At 61.1% G+C, this 22,196-nt stretch carries 17 protein-coding genes; 11 read left to right on the forward strand and 6 right to left on the reverse strand.

What is annotated here, in order from left to right; translation table 11 throughout:
• Positions 1–138: 138 nt before the first annotated feature.
• The 6 genes from ACFJIU_RS10725 (at position 139) to ACFJIU_RS10750 (ending at position 6,900) form a co-directional block, all read left to right on the forward strand.
• Positions 139–2,424 carry an ATP-binding protein gene (locus ACFJIU_RS10725; RefSeq protein WP_379070979.1) on the forward strand — a complete coding sequence of 762 codons (2,286 nt, stop codon included), beginning with the start codon at positions 139–141 and terminating at the stop codon, positions 2,422–2,424.
• Positions 2,414–3,775, forward strand: a complete 1,362-nt coding sequence (locus ACFJIU_RS10730) for a sigma-54 dependent transcriptional regulator (protein WP_129415155.1) — start codon at positions 2,414–2,416, stop codon at positions 3,773–3,775. Before ACFJIU_RS10725 ends, ACFJIU_RS10730 begins: the two co-directional genes overlap by 11 nt.
• A 91-nt stretch (positions 3,776–3,866) precedes the next feature.
• Positions 3,867–4,727 (forward strand): D-amino-acid transaminase, encoded by an 861-nt coding sequence (locus tag ACFJIU_RS10735; RefSeq protein WP_379070982.1) that lies wholly within the window; start codon positions 3,867–3,869, stop codon positions 4,725–4,727.
• 144 nt (positions 4,728–4,871) lie between these two features.
• Positions 4,872–5,117 carry an RNA chaperone Hfq gene (gene hfq, locus ACFJIU_RS10740; RefSeq protein WP_018428055.1) on the forward strand — a complete coding sequence of 82 codons (246 nt, stop codon included), beginning with the start codon at positions 4,872–4,874 and terminating at the stop codon, positions 5,115–5,117.
• Positions 5,118–6,503, forward strand: coding sequence for a GTPase HflX (gene hflX / locus ACFJIU_RS10745; protein WP_379070985.1), 1,386 nt, complete (start codon positions 5,118–5,120; stop codon positions 6,501–6,503).
• A gap of 1 nt (position 6,504) precedes the next feature.
• Complete coding sequence (locus tag ACFJIU_RS10750) at positions 6,505–6,900, forward strand: VOC family protein (protein ID WP_379070988.1); 396 nt, start codon at positions 6,505–6,507, stop codon at positions 6,898–6,900.
• A 198-nt stretch (positions 6,901–7,098) separates the two neighbouring features.
• On the opposite strand, the gene mazG is transcribed toward ACFJIU_RS10750, so the two are convergent.
• Entirely contained in the window at positions 7,099–7,923 is an 825-nt protein-coding gene (gene mazG / locus ACFJIU_RS10755) for a nucleoside triphosphate pyrophosphohydrolase (protein ID WP_379070991.1), read from the reverse strand.
• A 136-nt stretch (positions 7,924–8,059) separates the two neighbouring features.
• Positions 8,060–9,244: an aromatic amino acid transaminase gene (locus tag ACFJIU_RS10760; RefSeq protein WP_379070994.1), complete on the reverse strand. Its 1,185-nt coding sequence runs from the start codon at positions 9,242–9,244 to the stop codon at positions 8,060–8,062.
• 277 nt (positions 9,245–9,521) lie between these two features.
• Between ACFJIU_RS10760 and ACFJIU_RS10765 the strand changes: the two genes are divergently transcribed.
• Entirely contained in the window at positions 9,522–9,671 is a 150-nt protein-coding gene (locus ACFJIU_RS10765) for a hypothetical protein (RefSeq protein WP_379070996.1), read from the forward strand.
• A gap of 81 nt (positions 9,672–9,752) precedes the next feature.
• Complete coding sequence (locus ACFJIU_RS10770; protein ID WP_379070998.1) at positions 9,753–10,685, forward strand: LLM class flavin-dependent oxidoreductase; 933 nt, start codon at positions 9,753–9,755, stop codon at positions 10,683–10,685.
• 62 nt (positions 10,686–10,747) lie between these two features.
• Here ACFJIU_RS10770 and ACFJIU_RS10775 read toward each other — a convergent pair whose 3' ends face one another.
• The 4 genes from ACFJIU_RS10775 to ACFJIU_RS10790 form a co-directional block, all read right to left on the reverse strand.
• Complete coding sequence (locus ACFJIU_RS10775) at positions 10,748–12,115, reverse strand: FAD/NAD(P)-binding protein (protein ID WP_379071001.1); 1,368 nt, start codon at positions 12,113–12,115, stop codon at positions 10,748–10,750.
• 261 nt (positions 12,116–12,376) lie between these two features.
• Positions 12,377–13,741 (reverse strand): PepSY-associated TM helix domain-containing protein, encoded by a 1,365-nt coding sequence (locus ACFJIU_RS10780; RefSeq protein ID WP_379071003.1) that lies wholly within the window; start codon positions 13,739–13,741, stop codon positions 12,377–12,379.
• A gap of 63 nt (positions 13,742–13,804) precedes the next feature.
• On the reverse strand, positions 13,805–14,194 hold the full coding sequence (locus tag ACFJIU_RS10785) for a DUF2946 family protein (protein WP_379071005.1): 390 nt from the start codon (positions 14,192–14,194) through the stop codon (positions 13,805–13,807).
• A 135-nt stretch (positions 14,195–14,329) separates the two neighbouring features.
• Complete coding sequence (locus ACFJIU_RS10790) at positions 14,330–16,504, reverse strand: TonB-dependent receptor (RefSeq protein ID WP_379071008.1); 2,175 nt, start codon at positions 16,502–16,504, stop codon at positions 14,330–14,332.
• Between the two features lie 199 nt (positions 16,505–16,703).
• Here ACFJIU_RS10790 and ACFJIU_RS10795 point away from each other — a divergent pair, with 199 nt between their 5' ends.
• The 3 genes from ACFJIU_RS10795 to ACFJIU_RS10805 all read left to right on the forward strand — a co-directional run bounded on the left by ACFJIU_RS10795 (position 16,704) and on the right by ACFJIU_RS10805 (position 22,189).
• On the forward strand, positions 16,704–17,702 hold the full coding sequence (locus ACFJIU_RS10795) for a helix-turn-helix transcriptional regulator (RefSeq protein WP_379071011.1): 999 nt from the start codon (positions 16,704–16,706) through the stop codon (positions 17,700–17,702).
• A 210-nt stretch (positions 17,703–17,912) separates the two neighbouring features.
• Positions 17,913–20,492 carry an ABC transporter ATP-binding protein/permease gene (locus ACFJIU_RS10800; RefSeq protein ID WP_379071015.1) on the forward strand — a complete coding sequence of 860 codons (2,580 nt, stop codon included), beginning with the start codon at positions 17,913–17,915 and terminating at the stop codon, positions 20,490–20,492.
• Positions 20,489–22,189, forward strand: a complete 1,701-nt coding sequence (locus tag ACFJIU_RS10805; RefSeq protein ID WP_379071018.1) for an ABC transporter ATP-binding protein — start codon at positions 20,489–20,491, stop codon at positions 22,187–22,189. The genes ACFJIU_RS10800 and ACFJIU_RS10805 overlap by 4 nt, the downstream gene beginning before the upstream one ends.
• The last annotated feature ends 7 nt before the right edge of the window (positions 22,190–22,196 follow it).

The following is a 22,196-nucleotide window of genomic DNA, read 5'->3' on the forward strand; positions in this document are numbered from 1 at the left end:
CCGCGATGACGAGATCGAACTAGTCCATCAAAAACCGGTTGATGAGACGTCGAAAGATTTTTGTGATCGGACGTCTTGTTGCATATTCGCCACAATGCGTTGCATAGATGCTACGCAACCATGACAGCAAGCGGCGAAATGGCTGAGCAGGCCATACCATTGAACGGACCATTGTTTCGGAGATCCGGCGTGCAGGAGGCCAGGCGGCTGATGGCGCTTCCCGGCATCCTCGCGATCATCGGTGCCTTGCTGACCGCCGCGGTTTCCTTTGCGATCCTGGTCGGAGCGACGCCGATCACGCCTGATCGGACAACGACGCTATGGCTGATCGGCCTCAATGCGCTGTTCATCTTCTTCCTGGTGGCGCTCGTCGCCCGCGAAGCCAGGCGAATCATCATGGCGCGTCGCGTCGGCAAGGCTGCGTCACGTCTGCATGTGCGCATCGTCTTGATGTTCGCGCTGGTCGCCGCGGTTCCGGCGATCCTGGTGGCCATCATCGCGGCCATCACGCTGAACATCGGTCTTGATCGCTGGTTCGAGATCCGCACCAAAACCATTATCAATTCGTCGCTTTCGATCGCGGAAGCCTATGTCCAGGAAAATGCACGCAACCTCCAGGGCACGACCTTGTCCATGGCTTACGACCTGGACAGCTCGCGTACGCTCTACGGGCTTGACCGAGGCGGTTTCCTGGACCTGATGAACAAGGAAGCGATCGGCCGTGGCCTTGCCCATGCCGCGCTGGTCAAGGAGGACGGCTCCTTCGTGATGAGCGCCAAGACAGGCGCAGACTTCCCCATGCCGGGGCCACCCGATGGGGCTGTCAAGCAGGCGGTGGATGGCAAGCCGCTGCTGATCGAGCCGCGCACGCGCAACATCATGGGCGCAATCATCAAACTGAAGGAAATCGAGGGGCTTTATCTCTACACCATTCGCGTGGTCGACCCCGAGGTGATCAGGGCGCGGGAGATCGTGCGGGCAAACACCGCGGAGTATCGCGGCCTCGAAACCAACCGCGGATTCTCCCAGGTTGCGTTTGCGTTGCCTTACATGTCGCTGACGCTCATCGTCATCCTGTCCGCCATCTGGACGGGTATCGCCGTGGCGGATCGTCTGGTGCGTCCGATCCGTCAGCTGATCGGTGCTGCCGACGAGGTGGCGACGGGAAATCTCGATGTCTCGGTTCCGGTCCGCAATTCGGACGGCGACGTCGCGCATCTGGGGGATACCTTCAACAAGATGCTGCTGGAGTTGAAATCCCAGCGCAATGAAATCCTGACCGCCAAGGATCTGGCCGATGAACGGCTCCGGTTCTCGGAAGCCGTTCTGGCGGGGGTGACCTCGGGCGTCGTTGGTGTCGATCCCTTCGGCACCATCACCATTGTCAACAAGTCCGCCGAGGCGATGCTGGCGATGTCGTCCGAGACTGCGCTGGGACAGAATCTGTCCGCTGTGCTGCCGCATGTCGGGCGCGTGCTGGAGATCGGCCGCAAATCCGGCAAACCGGTCTATCGCGAGCAGGTGACCTTCTTCCGCGCTGGTTCAGAGCGGACTTTCAATGTCCAGGTGACGATCGAGGAAGACCAGGACGATGCCTATGAGGGCGAAAAATCCTATGTCGTGACCGTGGACGACATCACTGATCTCGTCACGGCACAACGCACTTCAGCCTGGGCCGACGTTGCCCGGCGCATTGCCCATGAAATCAAGAATCCGCTGACGCCGATCCAGCTTTCGGCCGAACGCATCCGGCGTCGTTACGGCAAGGTGATCACCGAAGACCGTGAGGTGTTCGACCAGTGTACCGACACCATCATTCGGCAGGTCGAGGATATCGGGCGCATGGTTGACGAGTTCTCGTCCTTCGCGCGCATGCCCAAGCCTGAAATGAAAGCGATCGACCTGCGCGAGCCATTGCGTGAGGCCTCGTTCCTGGTGGAAGTCAGCCAGTCCGACATTGCATTCGAACGTTCCTTTGGTGACGAGCCGCTCAAGGGCACCTTTGACAACCGCTTGCTGTCGCAAGCGTTCGGCAATGTCATCAAGAATGCCGCCGAGGCCATGGAGGGGCTCGAACGGGCGCCGGGTGAAAAGGGCGTGATCCGTGTCCAGGCAGCTCACGTTGACGGTTCGATCCGGGTGGACGTGATCGATAACGGAAAGGGGCTTCCGCGTGAAAACCGGGGGCGGTTGCTCGAGCCGTATATGACGACGCGCGAGAAAGGCACCGGACTTGGCCTCGCGATCGTCAAAAAGATCGTGGAAGACCATGGCGGACGGCTGGAACTGCACGACGCACCTGCCGACTTCCATGGTGGGCGTGGGGCCATGATCAGCATCATCCTTCCTGCCGGTACGGCACCACGTGGCCGGGAGATGGCGGAAAACGAACGAGAAACTGAGAAGGTCGGTAATGGCGTCTGATATTCTGATCGTCGACGACGAAGAAGACATCCGTGAACTGGTTGCGGGTATCCTGAGCGACGAAGGCCACGAAACCCGCACGGCTCATGATGCGGACAGTGCGCTGGCGGCGATCGCCGATCGCGCGCCGCGCCTCATCTTCCTCGATATCTGGCTGCAGGGATCGCGGCTCGATGGCCTGGCGTTGCTTGACGAAATCAAGACCCTGCATCCCAATCTGCCAGTGGTGATGATTTCCGGTCATGGCAACATCGAAACGGCGGTATCGGCCATTCGTCGCGGTGCCTACGATTTCATCGAAAAGCCCTTCAAGGCTGACCGGCTGATCCTCGTCGCGGAGCGTGCGCTGGAGACTTCCAAGTTGCGGCGTGAGGTTTCCGACCTCAAGCAGCGCAGCGGCGAAACATTCGACCTGATCGGCATGTCGTCGGCGATGAGTCAGCTGCGGCAGACCATCGAGCGTGTCGCGCCGACCAACAGCCGTATCATGATCATGGGACCATCGGGCTCGGGCAAGGAACTGGCGGCGAGAGCCATTCACGCCTTGTCGGCGCGCAAGAGCGGGCCGTTTGTGACCTTGAGCGCGGCCAACATCACGCCCGAGCGCATGGAGATCGAGCTGTTCGGCACCGAATCGAATGGCACCGAGCGCAAGGTCGGCGCACTGGAAGAGGCACATCGCGGCATTCTCTACATTGATGAAGTCGCCGATATGCCGCGCGAAACGCAGAACAAGATCCTGCGTGTGCTGGTCGAGCAGCAGTTCGAACGGGTGGGTGGCACCAAGCGTGTCAAGGTGGATGTGCGCATCATCTCGTCGACCGCGCAAAACCTTGAAGCGATGATTGCCGAGGGGCGCTTCCGCGAAGACCTATATCACCGCCTGGCTGTCGTGCCGGTGGCGGTGCCCGGGCTTGCGGAGCGACGCGAGGATATTCCCTATCTGGTCGATACTTTTGTCAAACAGATCGCAAGGCAGGCGGGAATCAAAGCGCGGCGTATCGGTGACGACGCGATGGCGGTGCTCCAGGCACACAACTGGCCAGGCAATGTGCGACAGCTGCGCAACAACATCGAACGGCTGATGATCCTGGCGCGCGGTGACGATGTCGAGGCACCGATCACCGCCGACCTGCTGCCGTCCGAAATTGGCGATGTGATGCCACGCACACCCAACCAGTCGGACCAGCACATCATGGCGCTGCCGTTGCGTGAGGCTCGCGAGCAGTTCGAGAAGGATTACCTGATCGCGCAGATCAATCGCTTTGGCGGCAACATCTCCAAAACCGCCGAATTCATCGGCATGGAGCGCTCCGCCTTGCATCGAAAGCTCAAGTCTCTCGGTGTTTGACCAGCCGTTGCGGGGCGGCTGGACCATGTCTTTGTCCGATACGCAGTCATCGGAATCGCGTAAGAAAACCTGATATTTCAGAGGGTTCGCCATGCCGCGCATTGCCTATGTCAACGGACGCTATGTCGCCCACCGCGATGCCGCCGTGCATATCGAGGATCGGGGCTACCAGTTCGCCGATGGCGTCTACGAAGTCTGCGAGGTGGCACGCGGTTTCATCGTTGACATGAAACGCCATCTCGATCGGCTTGAGCGCTCCCTGCGGGAGCTTCGTATTGAATGGCCGGTCGGCAGGAAGCCACTCGAGATTGTCTTGCGCGAGGTTGTCAGGCGCAATCAGGTGTTCAATGGACTGGTCTATGTCCAGGTGACGCGTGGTGTCGCCAGCCGGGACTTCCTGTTTCCCGCAGACACGTTGTCGTCGCTCGTTGTGACAGCGAGAAAGGTGAACCCGGCGCTGGCGGCCAAGCGTGCCGAAGACGGTATCAAGGTCATCACGGTGCCGGAGAACCGCTGGGACCGTGTCGACATCAAGTCGGTCGGGCTGCTGCCGAACGTGCTGGCAAAGCAGAAGGCGAAGGAAGCCGGAGCCCAGGAAGCCTGGTTTGTCGACGAGAGCGGCAACGTCAAGGAGGGAGGGTCGTCGAACGCCTGGATCGTCACGAAAGACGGTGTCCTGGTGACGCGACCTGCGGACCACGGCATCCTGCGCGGTATCACCCGTACGACGATATTTGACGTTGCGGCCAAGCTTGGCCTGAAGATTGAAGAGCGCGGTTTTTCCGTTGCCGAGGCCAAGGGCGCGCGTGAAGCGTTCATCAGTTCGGCAACGACAATCGCCATGCCGGTGGTGGCCATTGACGGACAAACCGTTGCCAATGGTCATCCGGGCTCGATAACACTTTCGTTGCGGCAGGCGTTTTTTGACGTTGCGGAAAAAAGTCCGGCCTGATAACCGGCACAACAGGAATGGACATCAATACATCTCGTTCTACTTGTCGTTGTTCACGACAAGCATGTCTGCAAGCTTGACATATGCCGAGTATTTTGGCGCACTGGCATGCATACCGAAGGGGATCGGCGAAAGATAAGAACAATGGCAGAGCGTTCGCAAAATCTTCAGGACCTGTTCCTGAACTCGGTGCGCAAGAGCAAGAATCCACTCACAATCTTCCTCATCAACGGCGTGAAATTGACCGGGGTGGTGACCTCGTTCGACAATTTCTGTGTGTTGCTGCGGCGCGACGGGCATTCGCAGCTCGTCTACAAGCATGCCATTTCCACGATCATGCCGAGCCAGCCGGTTCAGATGTTCGATGGTGAGGAAAGCCAAGGCGGCTAATTGACCAGGCAGGACGACGCGAGCCGGAAGGGCCGCGGGCAATCGACACATGATGAGGGCGCGGGCTCCGGAGAGGCAACCCGTGCCCTCGTTGTCGTACCCGTACTGCCGAATCACACAAGGCAGGAAGACGATACCGGCCGCGTTCGGCTGGCGCGGTCACCCGAAGCGCGGCTGGAAGAGGCCGTCGGTCTGACGCGCGCCATCGATCTCGATCCTGTCCAGACATCGATTGCTGTCGTCGCCGAACCGCGACCGGCGACGTTGCTGGGATCAGGAAAGGTCTCGGAACTGGCCGAGGCGGTCAAGGACAAGGGCGCCGAACTCGCCATCATCGACCATCCGCTGACGCCGGTGCAGCAGCGCAATCTCGAGAAGGAACTGAACGTCAAGGTTCTGGACCGGACCGGCCTCATCCTCGAGATCTTCGGGGAGCGTGCCCGAACCAAGGAAGGTACGCTGCAGGTCGAGCTGGCGCATCTCAACTATCAGAAGGGTCGACTGGTGCGATCCTGGACCCACCTCGAGCGCCAGCGCGGTGGCGCCGGTTTTCTGGGCGGTCCCGGTGAAACGCAGATCGAGGCAGACCGCCGTGCGTTGCAAGAGAAGATCATCAAGCTGAAGCGTGAGCTGGAGACGGTACGGCGCACGCGCGATCTTCATCGAGCCAAGCGAAAAAAGGTGCCTTTCCCGGTGGTTGCGATTGTTGGCTACACCAACGCAGGAAAGTCGACCCTATTCAACAAGCTGACCGGCGCCGGCGTGCTGGCGGAAGACATGCTGTTTGCAACGCTCGACCCGACATTGCGGCGGGTGCGACTTCCACATGGCACGCCGATCATCCTTTCCGATACTGTTGGTTTCATTTCCGACCTGCCAACCCATCTGGTCGCAGCTTTCCGCGCTACCCTCGAAGAGGTGGTGGAGGCTGACCTGGTCATCCATCTGCGTGACATATCCGATCCGGACACGGCCGCGCAGGCGGAAGATGTCGAGCGTATCCTGGGCGATCTCGGCGTCGATGCGGCCGACGCCAATCGTGTCGTTGAAGTCTGGAACAAGATCGACCTGCTGGACGAGGGCAACCGGGAGCGCCTTTTGTCGGAAAGTGCTGATGTGAAACGCCCACCGATCGCCATTTCGGCGGTGACGGGCGAGGGCCTCGACGCTCTCAAGGCGCTGATCGAAACACGCGTATCGGGTGAACTGCAGTCGGTCGAAATCACCTTGCAGCCCGCGCAACTCGGCATGGTCGACTGGCTTTACCGCAACGGTGACGTCGTCAGGCGCACGGACAATGAAGACGGCAGCGTTTCCCTGTCCTTGATGGCGACCGAAAGCGCGCGCGAAGAGATTGAAGGTCGGCTGCGGCGCAAGAGCGGCTGAGATGCCCAGTCTCCCCAAGATGCGGGTGGCGAGGCCATCCGACGACCTCGAGGCGTTGCTGCGCTTTTATCGGGACGGCCTGGGCCTGCAGGTCCTGGCGCGCTTCGACGATCACGATGGCTTTGACGGGATCATGTTGGGGCACCCGAATGCTCCCTACCATCTGGAGTTCACGAAGGCTCACGGGGAGGTCGCTGGTCGAGCGCCGTCGGAAGATCACCTTCTTGTCTATTATCTTCCTGATCGGACGATATGGGAGGATGCCGTCGCTTCCATGAAGGCGGCGGGTTTTGACCCGGTTCCATCATTCAATCCCTACTGGGACAGGGTTGGCATCACCTTCCAGGATCCGGATGGGTATCGTGTGGTGCTCCAGCGAGCCGAGTGGAGCCGCTAGAGCATTTTGTAGCCAAGTGGAATCACTTGGCGTTACAAGAGTGCGACGAAAACAAAAACTTAGAGCGTTTCCGCGTTTCCGTGAAAAACGGAAACGCTCTAGAGTGGCGCGGTTGTTCAGGGAAACGCTTTAACTTTTTGTTTTTACGCAATTCCCGACGCAAACCGCTGCGCGTCTTCGCTGGAATTTCTCCAGATTTCAGTCGGCACTCTTGGCTTGCTGCCAAAGCGCCTCCATCTCGTCCAGCGATGCGTTCTCCAAGCTGTGGCCAGAGGTCTCAAGTGCCTGCTCCACATAGTGGAAGCGTTTGCGGAACTTGTCGTTGGTGCCGGAGAGGGCTGCCTCCGAATCGACCTTGAGATGGCGGCCGAGATTGACGACGGCAAACAGCATGTCGCCAAATTCATCCCTGATCGAAGCGATATCGCGCTTGGCCAAGGCTTCGCGCAACTCCGCGATCTCCTCTTCGATCTTGTCGAGGATCGGCTCGGCTTCACTCCAGTCAAAGCCGACGCGAGCGGCTTTCTCCTGCAATTTCAGCGCCCTGGTAAGTGCGGGCAGGGCAACGGGCACGGAATCCAGGAAACCCTTGTCGTGATCTTCCGGATCCAGGCCGCGCGCAAGCCTTTCGGCGCGGCGCTCCGCTTTTTCTTCTGCCTTGATCTTTTCCCACATGCCCTTGGCCATTCCGGCATTGCGGGCTTCTTCGCTGCCGAAGACATGTGGGTGGCGGCGGATCATCTTGCGGGTGATGCCTTCGACCACGTCGCCGAAGGCAAACTCACCTTGTTCGTCAGCCATCTGGGCGTGGTAGACGACCTGAAGCAGAAGGTCGCCAAGTTCCTCGCGCAGATTGTCGATATCATTGCGCGCAATGGCGTCGGCCACCTCGTAGGCTTCTTCGATCGTGTAAGGGGCGATGGTCGAGAAATTCTGCTCGATGTCCCAGGGACAGCCGGTGACCGGCGCGCGCAGGGCCGCCATGATCTCGATGAGGCGGGAGATGTCCTTGGAGGGCTTCATGGCCAGAGCCTAATCCGCATCGGGCAGAACGGCCAATGCCGCTGAGCGGCATCGGCCTCTTGTCCACAATCTCGCGGAACCATCCCGTGCGCGCCCATCGGGGCTTTTCGAGAGTCGATTCCGATTCAGCCGCGGGTTAATCGAGTACCGAAACAATTGCCTTGGCGAGTTTGTCCAGGCCGTCTTCGGGCAGGCCGGCCACATTGATGCGGCTGTCGCCCACCATGTAGACGCCGTGTTCGTTTCGAAGCCGATCGACCTGCGCTTCTGTCAAGCCGAGGCGCGAGAACATGCCGCGGTGTTCAGCAACAAAATCGAAGCGGTCCGAATTGGACTGCCTGCGCAGCGCCTCCGCGAAAGCGACGCGCAGCCGCAGCATGCGCTGGCGCATTTCCTCCAGCTCGGTCTCCCAGTCAACGCGCAGTTTCTCGTCCTGCAGCACGATGCGGACCGCTGCTGCGCCATGATCCGGTGGCATCGAATAGAGCGTGCGTGCCGCTGCCAGCATGTGGCTCAGCGCGATATCGGCTTCCGCACCGTTCTTCGCCAGGATCATCGCGGCGCCGACACGGTCGCGATAGACAGCAAAATTCTTCGAGCAGCTCGAAGCGACCAGCATTTCGGGCACCTTGCCGGCGATAAGGCGAAGGCCGGCCGCATCGGCCTCCAGGCCTTCACCGAAACCCTGATAGGCAATGTCGACAAACGGCAACAGGCGGCCTTCGACCAACAGATCCGCCACCTTCGCCCACTGCTCGATGGTAAGGTTGGCGCCGGTCGGGTTGTGGCAGCAACCGTGCAGCAACACTGCGTCACCAGGCTTGGCGGTCTTCAGCGTCGCCAGCATGTCGTCGAAGCGGACAGAACCGCTTGCAGCATCGAAATAGGGATACTCGGCGATGGTCAGTCCAGATTCCCGCATCATGGGGATGTGGTTCGGCCAGGTCGGGTTGGAAATCCAGATCGTGGCGCCTGGCCGGGTGCGCTTCAGCAGTTCTGCGGCCAGTCGCAACGCGCCGGAGCCGCCTGGCGCCTGCGCCGCGCGGATTCGGGTGAGGTCGGCTCCGTCACCGAAGACCAGCCTGGTCATGACTTCGTTGAAGGCGAGATCGCCGGCAAGGCCAAGATAGGTCTTGGTGTCCTGGTTCTGCAGAAGCCGCGTTTCGGCCTCACGCACCGCCCGCATGACCGCCGTCTTGCCGTCACGATCCTTGTAGACGCCGACGCCGAGATCAACTTTGTCGGTGCGCGGATCGGCACGGTAGAGCCCGATCAGGGCAAGAATCTTGTCTGTCGGCGCAGGCTGCAGGTCTTCAAACATCTGAGGCTTTTCCATGGGCATCGCGCCGCCTTGTGGGCGCGGCGGAGTGATACGAAAAACGACGGTGTTAGGCTAGGATTATTGCGCCGGATATTGCGGTTGGCTCCGTAGGCGCTCGTGTGTCCTGCTTGCATGGGGCAAATTTCCTGGACCCACCATGGACGGAACAATCTTCGACATCGTGGTCATTTTTGAGAAAGCCATCCCAATCCGAGCCAAAAAATAGCAATCGACAAAATCTACTGAGTTTATAGACTAATGGGAAATGGAGGAAGCGATGGCGAATTTCCTGACCCAGGCCGGTGCACGAAAGTTCCGCCACCGTGGCATTTCCGTGTCGCCTGTCGGCGGTGCGCTGCTGCCCTATGCGGTTTTCGCCGTATCCTTCCTTTTTGCAAGCGCCTTCATTTTTGGGCTTGTGCCTTGAGTTGACGCGGTGAGGTAACCGCCTGCAATTCCAGAGGAGTTGAACCGCCCGCCTGTCCACCACAACAAGGGAGAAGTTGTGATGAGCGTTGTGTTCACTTTTGTATCCCCTGCAAGCGTCGATCAATCACATGTTGCCTCCAAAAGGCATGCAGCCGGAAGCCGGGTTACGCCCGCTTCGGCGTGGCGCGCAGGTTTTCAGTCCTGGCTGTCTGGCGAGCAGAACAACTCGCTTGATGTTGTCGACCGCACTGTCGCCAGGGAAATCGAGCAGCAACAGATTGTGCTGACCCACGGCGCCGGCGAACTCGATCCCGTCAGCGCAGCGCGCCGGCTGGCGGCGTTGCAGCTCCAGCACAATGGTCGAATTGCGCTTCGGGTGCCTGCGCGCGGAATGGTCGATACAGACCGGCAGCCTAGCCATATCGCCTTCTGGCGGCGGGTCGATGAATATCTGACGCTCCTGAAGCGCCTATGGGCAAATGAAAAACCGATCGATCACGAAGGCCCGTTCTACAGTGTCGTGGGCGGCTTCGTGCCGCGCAAGGGTGCGCGCGGCACGGCAGTGCCGATCCGCATGGCGGGACTGTCTGGAACGGCCCTGAACGTCGCCGGAAAGCATGCTGACGTTTTCGAACTTGCTGCCGTATCGCCGGACGAGGCCCGCTTGCTGGCGAGCCGAGTTCGTGCCGCGGCAGCGAGACATGGTCGACAAGGCAAGGTTCGTTTCGCGCTGCCGGTTGTTTTTGATGCTTCAGGCCAGGAAACCGCTGCCTCAGGTCAGTTCATACTGTCGCGACTGCCGGCTCAGGCCGCGCTTCAGCTGCTGAGTTTCGTCGATGCCGGTGTTTCGGAATTCATGGTTGGAGGAATCGGGACGACCGAAGATCTTGACGCTTTCGAACACGTGGTGTCCTTCGTTCGGAATTCGTCGTCGCGGCGCGAAGCTACCTGGGCAGCAAGCGCAGGCGTGGCGGCGGGTCGTCTCGATATGGTGCCAGTCGGACGCTACTGACGCTCTGCAGGACGGTGCACCGACGGCGCGGACTGAGGTTCGCGCCTTTTTCGTCGTCAGGCCTAACGGAACCCGGGTGCCGTGCGCTGCGTCAATTGTCCTGCCAGTTTGGCGGTCTGATTGCGGATGTCCGGCACGGCGTCGATCTCGAAGAAAGTTCCACGGGTGAGCGGGCCGACGGCAAAGAGGCGATCGGATGCAGTGCCGTTGCGGTCAATCACTGCGCAATCCAGCGTCACATCGAGGCCGAGCCGCAGTGGATCGGGCCGGGCAAGGCCCCGATCAGTCAAGGACCTGATGACCGCAACCGAGCCGGTCGATACGTCCTTGACGATGCCGGTACAGTCATAGACGCGGGCGACCCGCAAGGTTTCGGCATCTCGCGACCGGCGGGGCAAAAGTTTCACCAGCCTGTCGCCGTTGTCGGAGGCCGTAGCGATCACGCGCGCGGCGAGCAACTTCAAACGGCCGGTGCGAACCGCTTGTTTCACGCGGGCGTGAATCTGTGGTGGCATGCGATGGCGGTGGATATCCCACCAAGCCTTGGTGTGTTCCAGGAACCGGCGCTTGGCGGTTGATGGCCAGTTTTGCCAGATCCGCTGGTTGAACGGCCGTAGTCCATCGACGACGTCACGCCAGTTGCCGCCGGCTTTTTCCGTCTCGCGTACCAGTTTGTGGAACCAGTCGACGAAGTAGGACAGTTCAGTGCCGAGGGGAATGTCGGCACTGTCCAATTTGATCGGATTGCCCTTCTGGTGCGGCCAAGGCAGCAGCCCGCGCCGCGAGACGGCCGTTATTTCTCCTCTGTGCCCGCGGTGCTCGAGTGTCAGCCACGCGTCGACCATGCTCAGCCCGGTGCCAAGGATGAGCACTGGGGCGTCTGGGTCCAGCTGGGTATCGTCAGCGGATCCCATGCGGACCGCGAAATTCTGATCCGGGGCAGGCTCCTGATCATGACCGGTGGCCAGGACGGCTATATGACCGACAAGGCTGGTGCCGTCAGCCAGACGCGCTTCTACACCGACCGGCGTGGTGACGACGCCAGTGCACTCTTGCCTTATCAACCGCAGGCGTCCCGTCGTGCGCTCATCTTCGGCGAGGCGCTCGAGTATGTCCTGCAGGTAGCGGCCATAGGTGCTTCGAGACGTGTAAACCGGACCGGTGTCGGTCTGAACAAGCTGCTTTTCCTGAAGCCAGCGCCAATAGTGGGGCGGGTCATCGGGATAGGCACTCATATTGGTGGCTGCGACATTCAGCAAATGATCGGGCAGGGCGGCGGAATAAGCCATTCCCTTGCCGAAGCTTTCACGACGTTCGACCAGGGTGACACGCAGTCCCGGATCGTTCGAACGTAGCAGATGCGCAGCCAGGATGACGCCACTGGCACCGCCGCCAATTATGATGACGGAATTGCGCGAACGCTCGATCATCGTCGCTCCTCCCTTAAGTCCATAAGAATAGTAAACTTAAGGATGTTTGCGCGAAACGAAATCCTGAAATTCAAGCGGAAGATGACAAGCTAATTCGGTTCAGCGGCTCGCAAATGGAACTGCTTTGCTCGGCAAGGCCTGGAAGGCGTACAGCCATCCGAATGGATCGGCGCACCAAGGACACTCTATCGACCATTTGGATCGACTATTTTAAGCAACTGGGACGCAGGCCGACCGACTACGCCCCAGAAGCTTGGAAGGTTATGCGGTTCTCGGCCTGCGTATCCTGGAATACGTCCAATCCAGAGCCAGCATGACCACGAGTGAAATACCAACCAGCGGAAAGATCAGGCCGCCGACAAGCAGGATGGCAAGCAGGCCGCGAAACACGCGCGTGTCGGCAGGCAGGGGCGGAACGCCGAGCGACCGCGAAGGCCGTCGTTTCCACCACATGACACCGGCCGAGACGGCAAGCATGATGATCGCGATGCAGGCCGCAAGCAGGACCAACTGGTTCACAAGGCCGAACTGCTGGCCCATATGTACGCTGATGCCCCATTCGATCGATTTGGCAAACGGCCCGTAGTCGGCATAGCTGACATCGATAAGTGGCTTGCCGGTGTACTGGTCGAGATGAACGACCCGCTGGCTTGCGAGGTCGTCGGGGAAGACGGAGCCGGTGTAGACGCCGGATGCGTCGGTCGGCAGGTTGACCGCATAACCCTTGTGAAGGCCAAGCTTCTCGAAGGTAGCGACAGCTTCATCAAGGCTGACGGGTTGTCCGTCCTGTCCCGGCGATTGCGGCACCTTGGCTTGATCAAGAGACCAGGACATCTGGGCGATGTGATTGGCGTGTTCGTCGGACATGGGGACCCCGGTCCAGACGCCGTTTGGATAGCCGTAGTTGTTGCCGTTCACCCAATCGTTGACCTTGGCGCCCCAGACTCCGGACCACGGCATTCCGGTGATCGCCAGGAACACGATGAAGAAGCCGACAAAGATGCCTGTCACGGCATGAGTATCGCGCCAAAAGACACGGCGGCGCGGCGTTCCACGCACGCTCAACACCCCACCGGTCTGGCGGCGCGGCCACCACAGATAGATCCCGGTGCCGACCAGCAGGATCGACCAGCCTCCGGCGATCTCGATCAGCATGCGGGCGGTCGAGCCGAAATATTTGAGACTGTGCAGATAGCGGATGGTCCACATGACCGTGCCACGGTCGGGCAGGGCGCCGAGAACCTTGCCGGTGTAGGGATCGACATAGACGGCGAGCTTGCCCTGATCGGCCGTCTCGATCGTTATCTCGGCGGAACTGTCGGCTGTGGCAGGGGCGGTGAATTTGACCGCCGTTCCCGGGCTGGCGGCCAGGGCTGCGGCAACCATCTGTGAAGGCGGAGCCTTTGCCACGCTTTCCTGAACCTCGACACGTTTGAGGTCGGAATGGACGATGCCATCGATTTCGTCCTTGAACAGATAGAGCGCTCCCGTCAGCGCAAGCGTGATCATGAAGGGCAGGACAAGCAGGCCTGCGTAGAAATGCCAGCGCCAGACGGCGCGATAAAGATCGGACGCGGAGCGCGCAACGATGCCTGCGGGCTCCCGCCCGAGGGTGAGTTCGGACATGGGGTATCTCCTGACGTTGTGAAATGCACGACGGGCTCGAGCCGTCGTGTTCGAACGGTGCGGTCAGGGAGAGAGCGGTGGGGCCCTGGGACCAGGAACGAAGCCGCGCAACGACGGCGTGAACGGGTTCGGCGCAAGCCGCGGGGGAACCGGCTCAGCTCTGGTCGCAGTCAGATAGACATGATCTTGTCCACCCACGACAGCCGGAGCAGCCAAACCCGCGATGTTGCACAGGGCTGCGCAAGGGCAGGTGCTGCCCTTCCCAGCTGGTCCCGTTGGATCCGACGAAGGCTCGGCGCCGTCGGTGGTGCAGATGACGTGCAGCGGATCGGCGGCCGAGGCAGCCATCGCGCCTTGCGTCATTCCGGATATGAAAGCCTGCAGCAGGAACAGATAGACAAGGACAACCGCAACGGCGGTGGCCGTCAGCCTGTCCCTGAAAATATCCCGCATCGCTCCCATCGACTGCAGATGCCAGACTTCTCGGCGTGAAGTCACTGCGGCAGATGGGTTGCCGAAGCTTGTATCGGCGTTCTCGCGGATGAGGTCGCCTCGACCGGCAACAGGTGCGGTGGTTGGTGGGCTACCTCACCACTTGACCGTAGCACCGGCTCCGAAAACGCGGCCACGACCGATGTAGACGCCGCGCACGCCGGGCGCCATGGTCAGTGAGTAAGCCAGCGGCCGCTCGTCGAGCAGATTGTTGACGAAGCCATAGAAGCCGTATTTCTCGTTTTCCCAGCCGATGCGCGCGTTGATGGTGTGATAGGGCTCCAGCTCTTCCTTGTCGGCGAGGTCGGAGACGCGTGTCCCGACATATTGATAGCTGACGTTGGCGGTGAAGTTGCCGCTCACCCCCAGCGCCTCGCCAGGCAACCGATAGCCGAGACCGAGATTGGCCGTCCACTCCGGCACCTGTGGCACACGATTGCCTTCGCGTGCACCCGTCAGCATCGATTCCGGCGTCACATCGACCATCTCGGATTTCGTGTATCCGATGCCGCCTGTCAGTTCGAGACCGTCGGTCAGCTCGGTGGAACCGCCAAGTTCCAGGCCGTAGCTGCGGAAATTCTGGTTGGTCATGAAAACGCGCATCGTCGCCAGGTCGAAACCGCTGAGCTGGCCGTCGCGGACGTCATTGTAGAAGACGGCCCCGCGCACGGCGATGCCTTCGGTGAGATTGGCCTTGGTGCCGATTTCGTATGTCCAGCTCTTGGCAGGGTCGAACTTCAGCGAGGGCATGCCAAACCCGGCATATTGTGAGGTCTTTTCGAAGCCGCCCGAAGCATAGCCGCGGGCGATGGAGGCATAGCTCATGACGTCCGCGTTCCAGTTGTAGGCGATCGCGGCGCGTCCGGTCATGTAGGTATCCGACATCTCGTTGGCCTGTTTGAAGGCCGGGATCGTGCCGGGGAAACCGTTCGTCACGTAGTTACCGTCGAAGGTCTGGCGATCATGCGCCAGTCTGAGGCCGCCCGAAATGGACCAGTGCTCGTTCAGCGGCACCGTTGCGTCGCCGAAAGCGGCATAAGTCTCGCTGGTCATCTTGTTATCGAAGGTGCCGTTCATCGTCGGGAACGGCGTCGCGGTCTTGCGATGGAAGTCGTAGTCGGAACGCAGGTAGCTTGCTCCTGCAACCCATTGCCAATCCGATGACTCTGAGGAGTTCAGGCGGAATTCCTGAGTAAAGATGCGCTCTTTCTCGTCCGAATCAACTTTGTCGGCTGCAGGGTTGAACAGGAACTGTGGCGGCAGGCCGAGATAAGGACCGTAGAGATAGGAATCCGTGAAGTCGCCGAAATTGGAGATGCCGATGTCCTGATAGCTGGTTGTCGAGGTGAAGCTGACGTTCTCGAAATCCTTGCGGATGTTGATCGTGCCCTGCGCGATCGTGCGCAGGTTCTTCGGCTCGACATCCTCGCCGCTGAGAGGGAAGTCGGGATGATTGTAGAGCAGATAGGCGGGGTTGTTTCTCTGGTCACGGCTGTATGAACCGCTGACATCGATGGTCCATGTTGCATCCGGCGTATAACGCACGGTTCCACGTGCGGCGCCGATCTTGGCACCGCCGAGGTCCTTGTCGAGATACGGGTTGGGGATATCGCCGTCATACTTCTGCAGGCGCACTGCGCCGCGGCCGGCCAGGATGTCAGGCGAGATCCAGCCGCCGGCTATGCCTTCGACGAAGGCGTGTCCGTTACTGCCGATCTCGGTGTTGATGCGGAAATCGCGCTCGCCGTCCGCAGGCCGGCTGACGACGTTGATGGCGCCGGCAAGTGCATTGCGCCCGAATGTGGTGCCTTGCGGTCCACGCAGCACTTCGACCTGCTCGACATCGAGCAGGGGCGGGGCAAAGCCGATGACGCTGGTCGGTACGCCATCGATGGAGAAGCCGACCGTGGAATCGAATGAATTGAGCGGGCCGCCAAGCGTCGAGACGCCGCGGATGTTCAGGTAGTTGTCGCCGAAGCGTGTGTAGTCGATGAAGTTGGTGTTGGGAGCTTTCCTGGCGATATCAGCGCCGGAATCCAGGCCGGAGGCGGAGATATCCTTGGACTGGATCACCGTTGCGCTGACCGGTGCCTTTTCTTCGACTTCCGTGCGCTTTCGCCCGGTGAGCACGATCCTGTCGAGCAAGGTGGCACCTTGCTCGGCCTGCGCCGCTTCCTGGGACAGAGCCGGTCTGGGCAATATTGCAACCGGCAAGCTCAACAGAGCGGCAGCGCCGCAGGCCAGCGACCTGCGATATGCTTTCAAGCGCATTGGATCCCCACGCAGTTCAAATGCGCCGGCCGGGTCGGACCCTAGCCAGCTTCCTAAATCATGATTATAATTATCAGGTATTAGTCGTGCGGCTGGACAGCCGCAATCGCGTCACTATCGCGGCAGCAAGCAAAACCATCGCGGGAAACAGAAACCGCGGTTCAGCGTGCCGGCCGTAGCAGATCCGGGGATACCGCTCATGGGTGCTTCAACAGCCTTCGTGGGAGACTTTTCAGTCTCCGACCTGCTGCGTGAAGCCGCCGAGCGCGCGATCACCATCGAACACAAGGTTCTGGCTGGAACGTCGATCGAAACCCCGGCCATGTCCGGCATGCTCAAGGCCGAGGAGGTTCAACCCGGCCTCCTGATGTCCGGCTACGATATCACCTATCTGAAGGATAGCGGCCTGGCGATCGAGATCGAGCCGTCGCTTCTGTGCACGGTGCTGCTCGACGGCAGCACTGAGCCGCTGCAGCTTCAGGGTCATTCCTCCGTCGCCCACCGGCCGGGCAGGATAGAAGTTCTCGGTTTCGGGTCGCGCCAGGCAGGCGAACGTGTCTGGTTCACCGGCCAGCGAGCGAGAGCCTTCGGCATCACCGTCAGGCCGGATTTTCTCGATCGTTTTGCGAGCAGCGTGGACAATGACAGCCTGTCCTGCCTGAAAGATTTCCTGCAGCCGGGTTTCCGGCGTGCAACCCTGCCTCATCTGGCGCGTGCGGTGGAAATCGCCAACGAGGTGCTGGACCACCCCTACGAAGGAAACCTGGCAAGGCTTTACCATGAGAGCCAGACACTGCGTTTCCTGCTGGAAATCGCCATCGCGCTGCACGAGCAGGAGCGTGTCGGCCAGAAAATCGGGCGATTGCAATACGAAAGAGCGCACAACGCCCGCGAGATCCTCGATCGGCGTCTGGCCGATCCGCCCAAGGCGCTCGACCTTGCCCGTGAGGTCGGCGTGAATCTGACCACGCTGCAATCGAACTTCAAGCTTGCCTTCGGAACGACGATCTTTGGCTATGTCCGGGTCCAGCGGCTGAAGATGGGGCGCATCCTGATGTCGGAGCATGGCTTGCGCGTTGCGGAAGCTGGCCGCCATGTCGGGTTCTCGAACCCCGCGGCCTTCACCGCTGCATACAGAAAGCATTTCGGCCATCCGCCGACCGCCGATCAGGTGCGGGGCCAGCAACGACAGCATTGAAACGGACCGGTTTGCTGGCGCGATAGTTTTCCTTGCTTTCGCGATAGCGGCAGCGGTTGCGGTTCACGGGGCTAGGCGGCTATTTCATGATCTGAATAGTCATGTTTTCCTGAAGCTCTGAGCGTTCGGGCAAACACCAGGCGCAATCCATCGATCCTGTCGGGACGCAGTCCGTCGGCGCTGGCGATTGTGCATGCAGCGAGGATGGCGATGGCACGCGGTTTCCAGAACGCGTTGATGAAGGCTTTCGGCGCGACCGAACACGTCATGACCGTGCTGAGCGTGGAGGATCTGGCGCCGGCCTTTCGTCGCATCCGCTTTCATGCACCGACCATGATCGATGGACGCGAAACACCAACCGCCAGTTTCATCCGTTTGTGGGCTCCCGATCCGGACGGTTCCGACAAGGTTCACCAGCGCGGTTACACGCTGATTGATCCGGATCCGGAAAGCGGCGAGGTCACTTTCGATTTCGTGCTTCACCAGCCGGCAGGCCCGGCAGCCAGCTGGGCCATGGCAGCCAGACCCGGCGACGCGATCACGGCCTCCTACATCTCCTACACCAAATTCGATCCCCCCGAACCGGAGCCGGATGGCTATCTCCTGATCGGCGATCCGTCAGCCATTCCCGCGATCAACAGCATCCTTGCTGTTCTCTCGCGGGAAGCGCCCATTGTCGTGCTGCTCCAGGAGGTCTCGGCAGGCGACAGAGCCATTCCAATTACCGCGCATCCCAATGCCAGCGTAGATTGGGTTTCGCAAAGCGCAGCCGAGGCTATGGCAGGTGCCATTCCGCATCGCGACTGGTCGAACTGGCACGCCTGGCTCGCCGGCGAGGCCAAGATGGTCAAGGAAGTGCGCGCGTGCCTCAACAAGCAGCATGGCTTTCCGCTCGCCGATATCCAGCATCGTGCCTACTGGGTGCGCGGCAAGGCGATGCGGCTGCGGAAGGACCATGGCGGGGAAGAGGCCGAGCCGGCAGTTGAGGCCAAGGTCGCCGAACAGGCGGTGCAGGTGGCAGAGCCGTCGAACCCCGAGCCTGCACCTGCGGTTGGCCGCTGGCGCTCCCAGCGCGGTCTTGAGTTGCTCGTGCCGCTGCGATGGAAGCTGCGTGCCGCCGGCGTGCTGCAGGGATTGATCTCGCTGATGCGTCTGGCACCGTTCGTCCTGCTCGCGGAAATCGGCCGCAAGCTGCTCTCCGGTGAAGCCGGCTGGAGCGCATACCAACCATTGGTGATCGCGACGCTTGTGCTTTATGGGGCGGCTGCTTTCTTCTCTTCGATGCTGCTCCTGTGGCTGCATGTGGTGGATGCCGATTTCGGCCGCGATCTGCGCCGCACGGTGATCGACAAGCTCGGCCGGCTGCCGCTTGGTTGGTACACCGAGCGAAACGCTGCTTCCGTGCGCCAGTCGGTGCAGGAGGATGCGAGCCGCTTGCACTACATGGTCACGCATGCAGTACCGGATGCCGTCGCCGGGGCCATCACGCCAATCGCCGTAATCATCTATCTTTTCACCGTCGACGCCGGCCTTGCGGCGATGCTTTTCCTGCCGATCGTCGCCTTCATATTCCTCTTCAGCCACATGATGCGCGGCAATGGCGACAATCTGGCTCGGGTGGCCGATTGGACGAAGAAGGCCAATGCCGCCGCGGGTGCCTTTGTCGACGCGCTCGCCGTCGTGCGCGTATTTGGCGGCAACGGGCGCGACTTGCGCGCGGTGCTGGACGGCCAGGCGAGGTTCCTCAATGGCTGGCAGCGGCCGATGGCAGGCCGCAAAGTGCTTTCACAACTTGCCATTCAGCCGCCTACCTTCCTGCTGCTGATCGTCGCCGGCGGCATGTGGCGTATCAGCACCGGTGGAATGACGCCGGCCGATATCCTTCCTTTCATTTTCCTCGGTACGGCCTTCGGAGCGCAAATCATGGCCGTGGCCTACGGGCTCGTTCCGCTGCGCGAGGGGCGGATGGCGGCCCGACGCATCGGCGTTTTGCTGGAGGAAAAGGAGTTGGGTAGCCGGGGCGCGAATGGTGACCTGCCTGCAGGGCCGCTGACACTGCGGTTCCGGGATGTTTCCTTCAGCTATCGCCCTGGCAAGCCCGTGCTCAGCGGCATTTCGCTTGAACTGAAACCCGGCACGATGACCGCTTTGATCGGGCCGAGCGGCGCAGGCAAGTCGACACTTGCCGCGCTTCCGGGGCGTTTTCACGATGTAACGGAAGGCGCCATCACGCTGTCGGCGGGGGGCGCCGAGATCGACATCCGCGATCTCAGTCCTGAGGTCCTCAACAAGCGCATAGGCTTCGTGTTCCAGGACGTGTGTTTTATCCGGGCTTCGGTTCGCGACAACATCGCACTGTCCAGGCCTGCTGCCAGTGACGCCGAGATCGAAAGCGCGGCGCGTGCTGCCAACATCCACGACAGGATCGCCCGTTTGCCACGTGGATACGACAGCGTCATTGGCGAGGATGCCTATCTTTCAGGCGGCGAGGCGCAGCGCCTGTCGATAGCGCGTGTTCTTCTGGCCAATCCGCCGATCCTGGTCCTTGACGAGGCGACGGCATTTTCCGACCCGGAATCCGAACATCTCGTGCAACAGGCGGTCGCTGCGCTGACGCGGGACAGGACCGTCCTGGTCGTGGCGCATCGACTGCACACGGTCACGCGGGCCGACACGATCGTCGTGATGAAGGACGGCAGCATCGTGCAATCCGGTCGTCATGACGGCCTGGTCGCCATTCCGGGGCTCTATCGGGACCTCTGGCATGCCGGAGAGGAGGTCGCGGCATGAGCCTGTTGGTCCCGAAGGAAGCTCGGCGCCATATCGCGCCTTACGTCGCCTGGGTTGTTTTTGCCGCGCTGGCGCGCGCCGTAGCGGCACTTGCTCTCTTGCCTTTGCTTGGCACGCTTTTTGGCGCCGGCCCGCACGGAGCACTGCCATGGCTCGGCGTGCTTGCCGCCGCGATCGCTGCCGGATGGTTTGCGGAATCGCGATTGATCGTACGTGCCTTCGACCTGGGCTTCGCCGTTGCCAACAGGACCAACCACGCGCTCATCGACCATCTGCTGGCCGTTCCGCTCGGGGAGTTCCGCGCGAAACAGCAGGGCGAGGCCAAGCGTGCTCTCGCCGGTTCGGTCCCGGAGCTTTTCGCCGCCTTCGTCAACCTTTGCGGTCCGGTAGGCATTTCGCTGCTGCTCCCACCACTTATCGGCATTGGCCTGCTTTTCGTGGCCTGGCCGCTTGGTCTGGTCGCCGTGGCTGCCGTGCCCGTCCTCCTGACAGCGCTGTTTTTCGGGGCCAGGTTGATGCGGCAGTCGGAAGCTGCCTTTGCCGCTGCTTCTGAAGAGGCCGCCGAGCGGACCGATGAGTTCGCGAAGGCGCAGCTGATCCTGCGCGCGGCCGGCCGCCTCGGTGTCGAAGGCACGCCGCTCGGGGATGCCGTCGAACGGCAGCATCGCGCCGGACTTCGCATGCTCTGGTTCACCGTACCCGGCACCCTGCTGTTTTCGATTGTCTTTCAGGTGGTGCTTGTTGCGCTCATCGGCGTGATTGCCTGGCTCGTCGCCACCGGCAAGGTCAGTGCGGCAGAGGCCGTCGCGCTCATCGTCGTGACGACGCGCTATCTTGAACCTTTCACGACGCTCTCGGATCTGGCGCTGGCACTTGAATCCGTGCGCGGTGCCTGGCGTCGCACCATGGACATCCTTGCGCTGCCTACGCTGTCACATCCGGCAACAAATGCGGTTGCCGGGGCGCCGGATGTGGAGTTTTGCGATGTCGGTTTCGCGCCGGGCGGCAATGTCGTGCTGGACGACATCTCCTTCAAGGTGCCGGCCGGTTCCACCACCGCGATCGTCGGCCCTTCCGGCTCCGGCAAGAGCACGATCCTGTCGCTGATTGCCAGGTTCCATGACGTCGACGGTGGCAAGGTTCTGGTGGGTGGGCGAGACGTCCGTGATTATCATCCATCGAGCCTCATGGATCAGATGGCGGTGGTTTTCCAGACCGTTCAGTTGTTCGAGGGCGGCATCAGGGAGAACATCCGGATTGCGCGTCCAGCCGCCACCGATGGTGACATCCAGCAGGTGGCGAGCGCGGCCAAGGTCGATGAAATCGTTACACGCCTGGGAACATGGGACGCGGCTGTCGGGGAGAGAGGTTCCGCGCTTTCAGGTGGCGAAAGGCAACGGGTGAGCATCGCGCGAGCCCTGCTGAAGGAGGCGCCGATCCTGTTGCTGGATGAGGCCACGAGTTCTCTCGACACCGGCAACGAAGCGGCGATTGCTGCCGCTGTCCGCAATTTCGCCAATCGTACCGTGTTGATCGTCGCCCATCGGCTGGAGACCATCGCGCACGCCGACAACATCGTGTTCGTGGAGAACGGCCGGGTGGTGGAAGCGGGGCCGCGTGAAGCCCTCATCCGCGCCGGTGGGCGCTTCGCGGCCTACTGGATGCATCGACGCGCTTCCTTGGCCTGGCAGTTCTAGGCTCTCG

It is taken from the genome of Mesorhizobium sp. UC74_2 (assembly GCF_042701485.1).
Lineage (GTDB): Bacteria > Pseudomonadota > Alphaproteobacteria > Rhizobiales > Rhizobiaceae > Mesorhizobium.

Coding starts and splice junctions, on each gene's coding strand:
- ACFJIU_RS10790 (WP_379071008.1), bottom strand. CDS start 16,504: ATGCGCTTGAAAGCATATCGCAGGTCGCTGGCCTGCGGCGCTGCCGCT.
- ACFJIU_RS10750 (WP_379070988.1), top strand. CDS start 6,505: ATGCCCAGTCTCCCCAAGATGCGGGTGGCGAGGCCATCCGACGACCTC.
- ACFJIU_RS10780 (WP_379071003.1), bottom strand. CDS start 13,741: ATGTCCGAACTCACCCTCGGGCGGGAGCCCGCAGGCATCGTTGCGCGC.
- ACFJIU_RS10730 (WP_129415155.1), top strand. CDS start 2,414: ATGGCGTCTGATATTCTGATCGTCGACGACGAAGAAGACATCCGTGAA.
- mazG (WP_379070991.1), bottom strand. CDS start 7,923: ATGAAGCCCTCCAAGGACATCTCCCGCCTCATCGAGATCATGGCGGCC.
- ACFJIU_RS10770 (WP_379070998.1), top strand. CDS start 9,753: ATGAGCGTTGTGTTCACTTTTGTATCCCCTGCAAGCGTCGATCAATCA.
- ACFJIU_RS10785 (WP_379071005.1), bottom strand. CDS start 14,194: ATGCGGGATATTTTCAGGGACAGGCTGACGGCCACCGCCGTTGCGGTT.
- ACFJIU_RS10805 (WP_379071018.1), top strand. CDS start 20,489: ATGAGCCTGTTGGTCCCGAAGGAAGCTCGGCGCCATATCGCGCCTTAC.
- ACFJIU_RS10800 (WP_379071015.1), top strand. CDS start 17,913: ATGGCACGCGGTTTCCAGAACGCGTTGATGAAGGCTTTCGGCGCGACC.
- ACFJIU_RS10760 (WP_379070994.1), bottom strand. CDS start 9,244: ATGTTTGAAGACCTGCAGCCTGCGCCGACAGACAAGATTCTTGCCCTG.
- ACFJIU_RS10735 (WP_379070982.1), top strand. CDS start 3,867: ATGCCGCGCATTGCCTATGTCAACGGACGCTATGTCGCCCACCGCGAT.
- ACFJIU_RS10775 (WP_379071001.1), bottom strand. CDS start 12,115: ATGATCGAGCGTTCGCGCAATTCCGTCATCATAATTGGCGGCGGTGCC.
- ACFJIU_RS10725 (WP_379070979.1), top strand. CDS start 139: ATGGCTGAGCAGGCCATACCATTGAACGGACCATTGTTTCGGAGATCC.
- hfq (WP_018428055.1), top strand. CDS start 4,872: ATGGCAGAGCGTTCGCAAAATCTTCAGGACCTGTTCCTGAACTCGGTG.
- ACFJIU_RS10795 (WP_379071011.1), top strand. CDS start 16,704: ATGGGTGCTTCAACAGCCTTCGTGGGAGACTTTTCAGTCTCCGACCTG.
- ACFJIU_RS10765 (WP_379070996.1), top strand. CDS start 9,522: ATGGCGAATTTCCTGACCCAGGCCGGTGCACGAAAGTTCCGCCACCGT.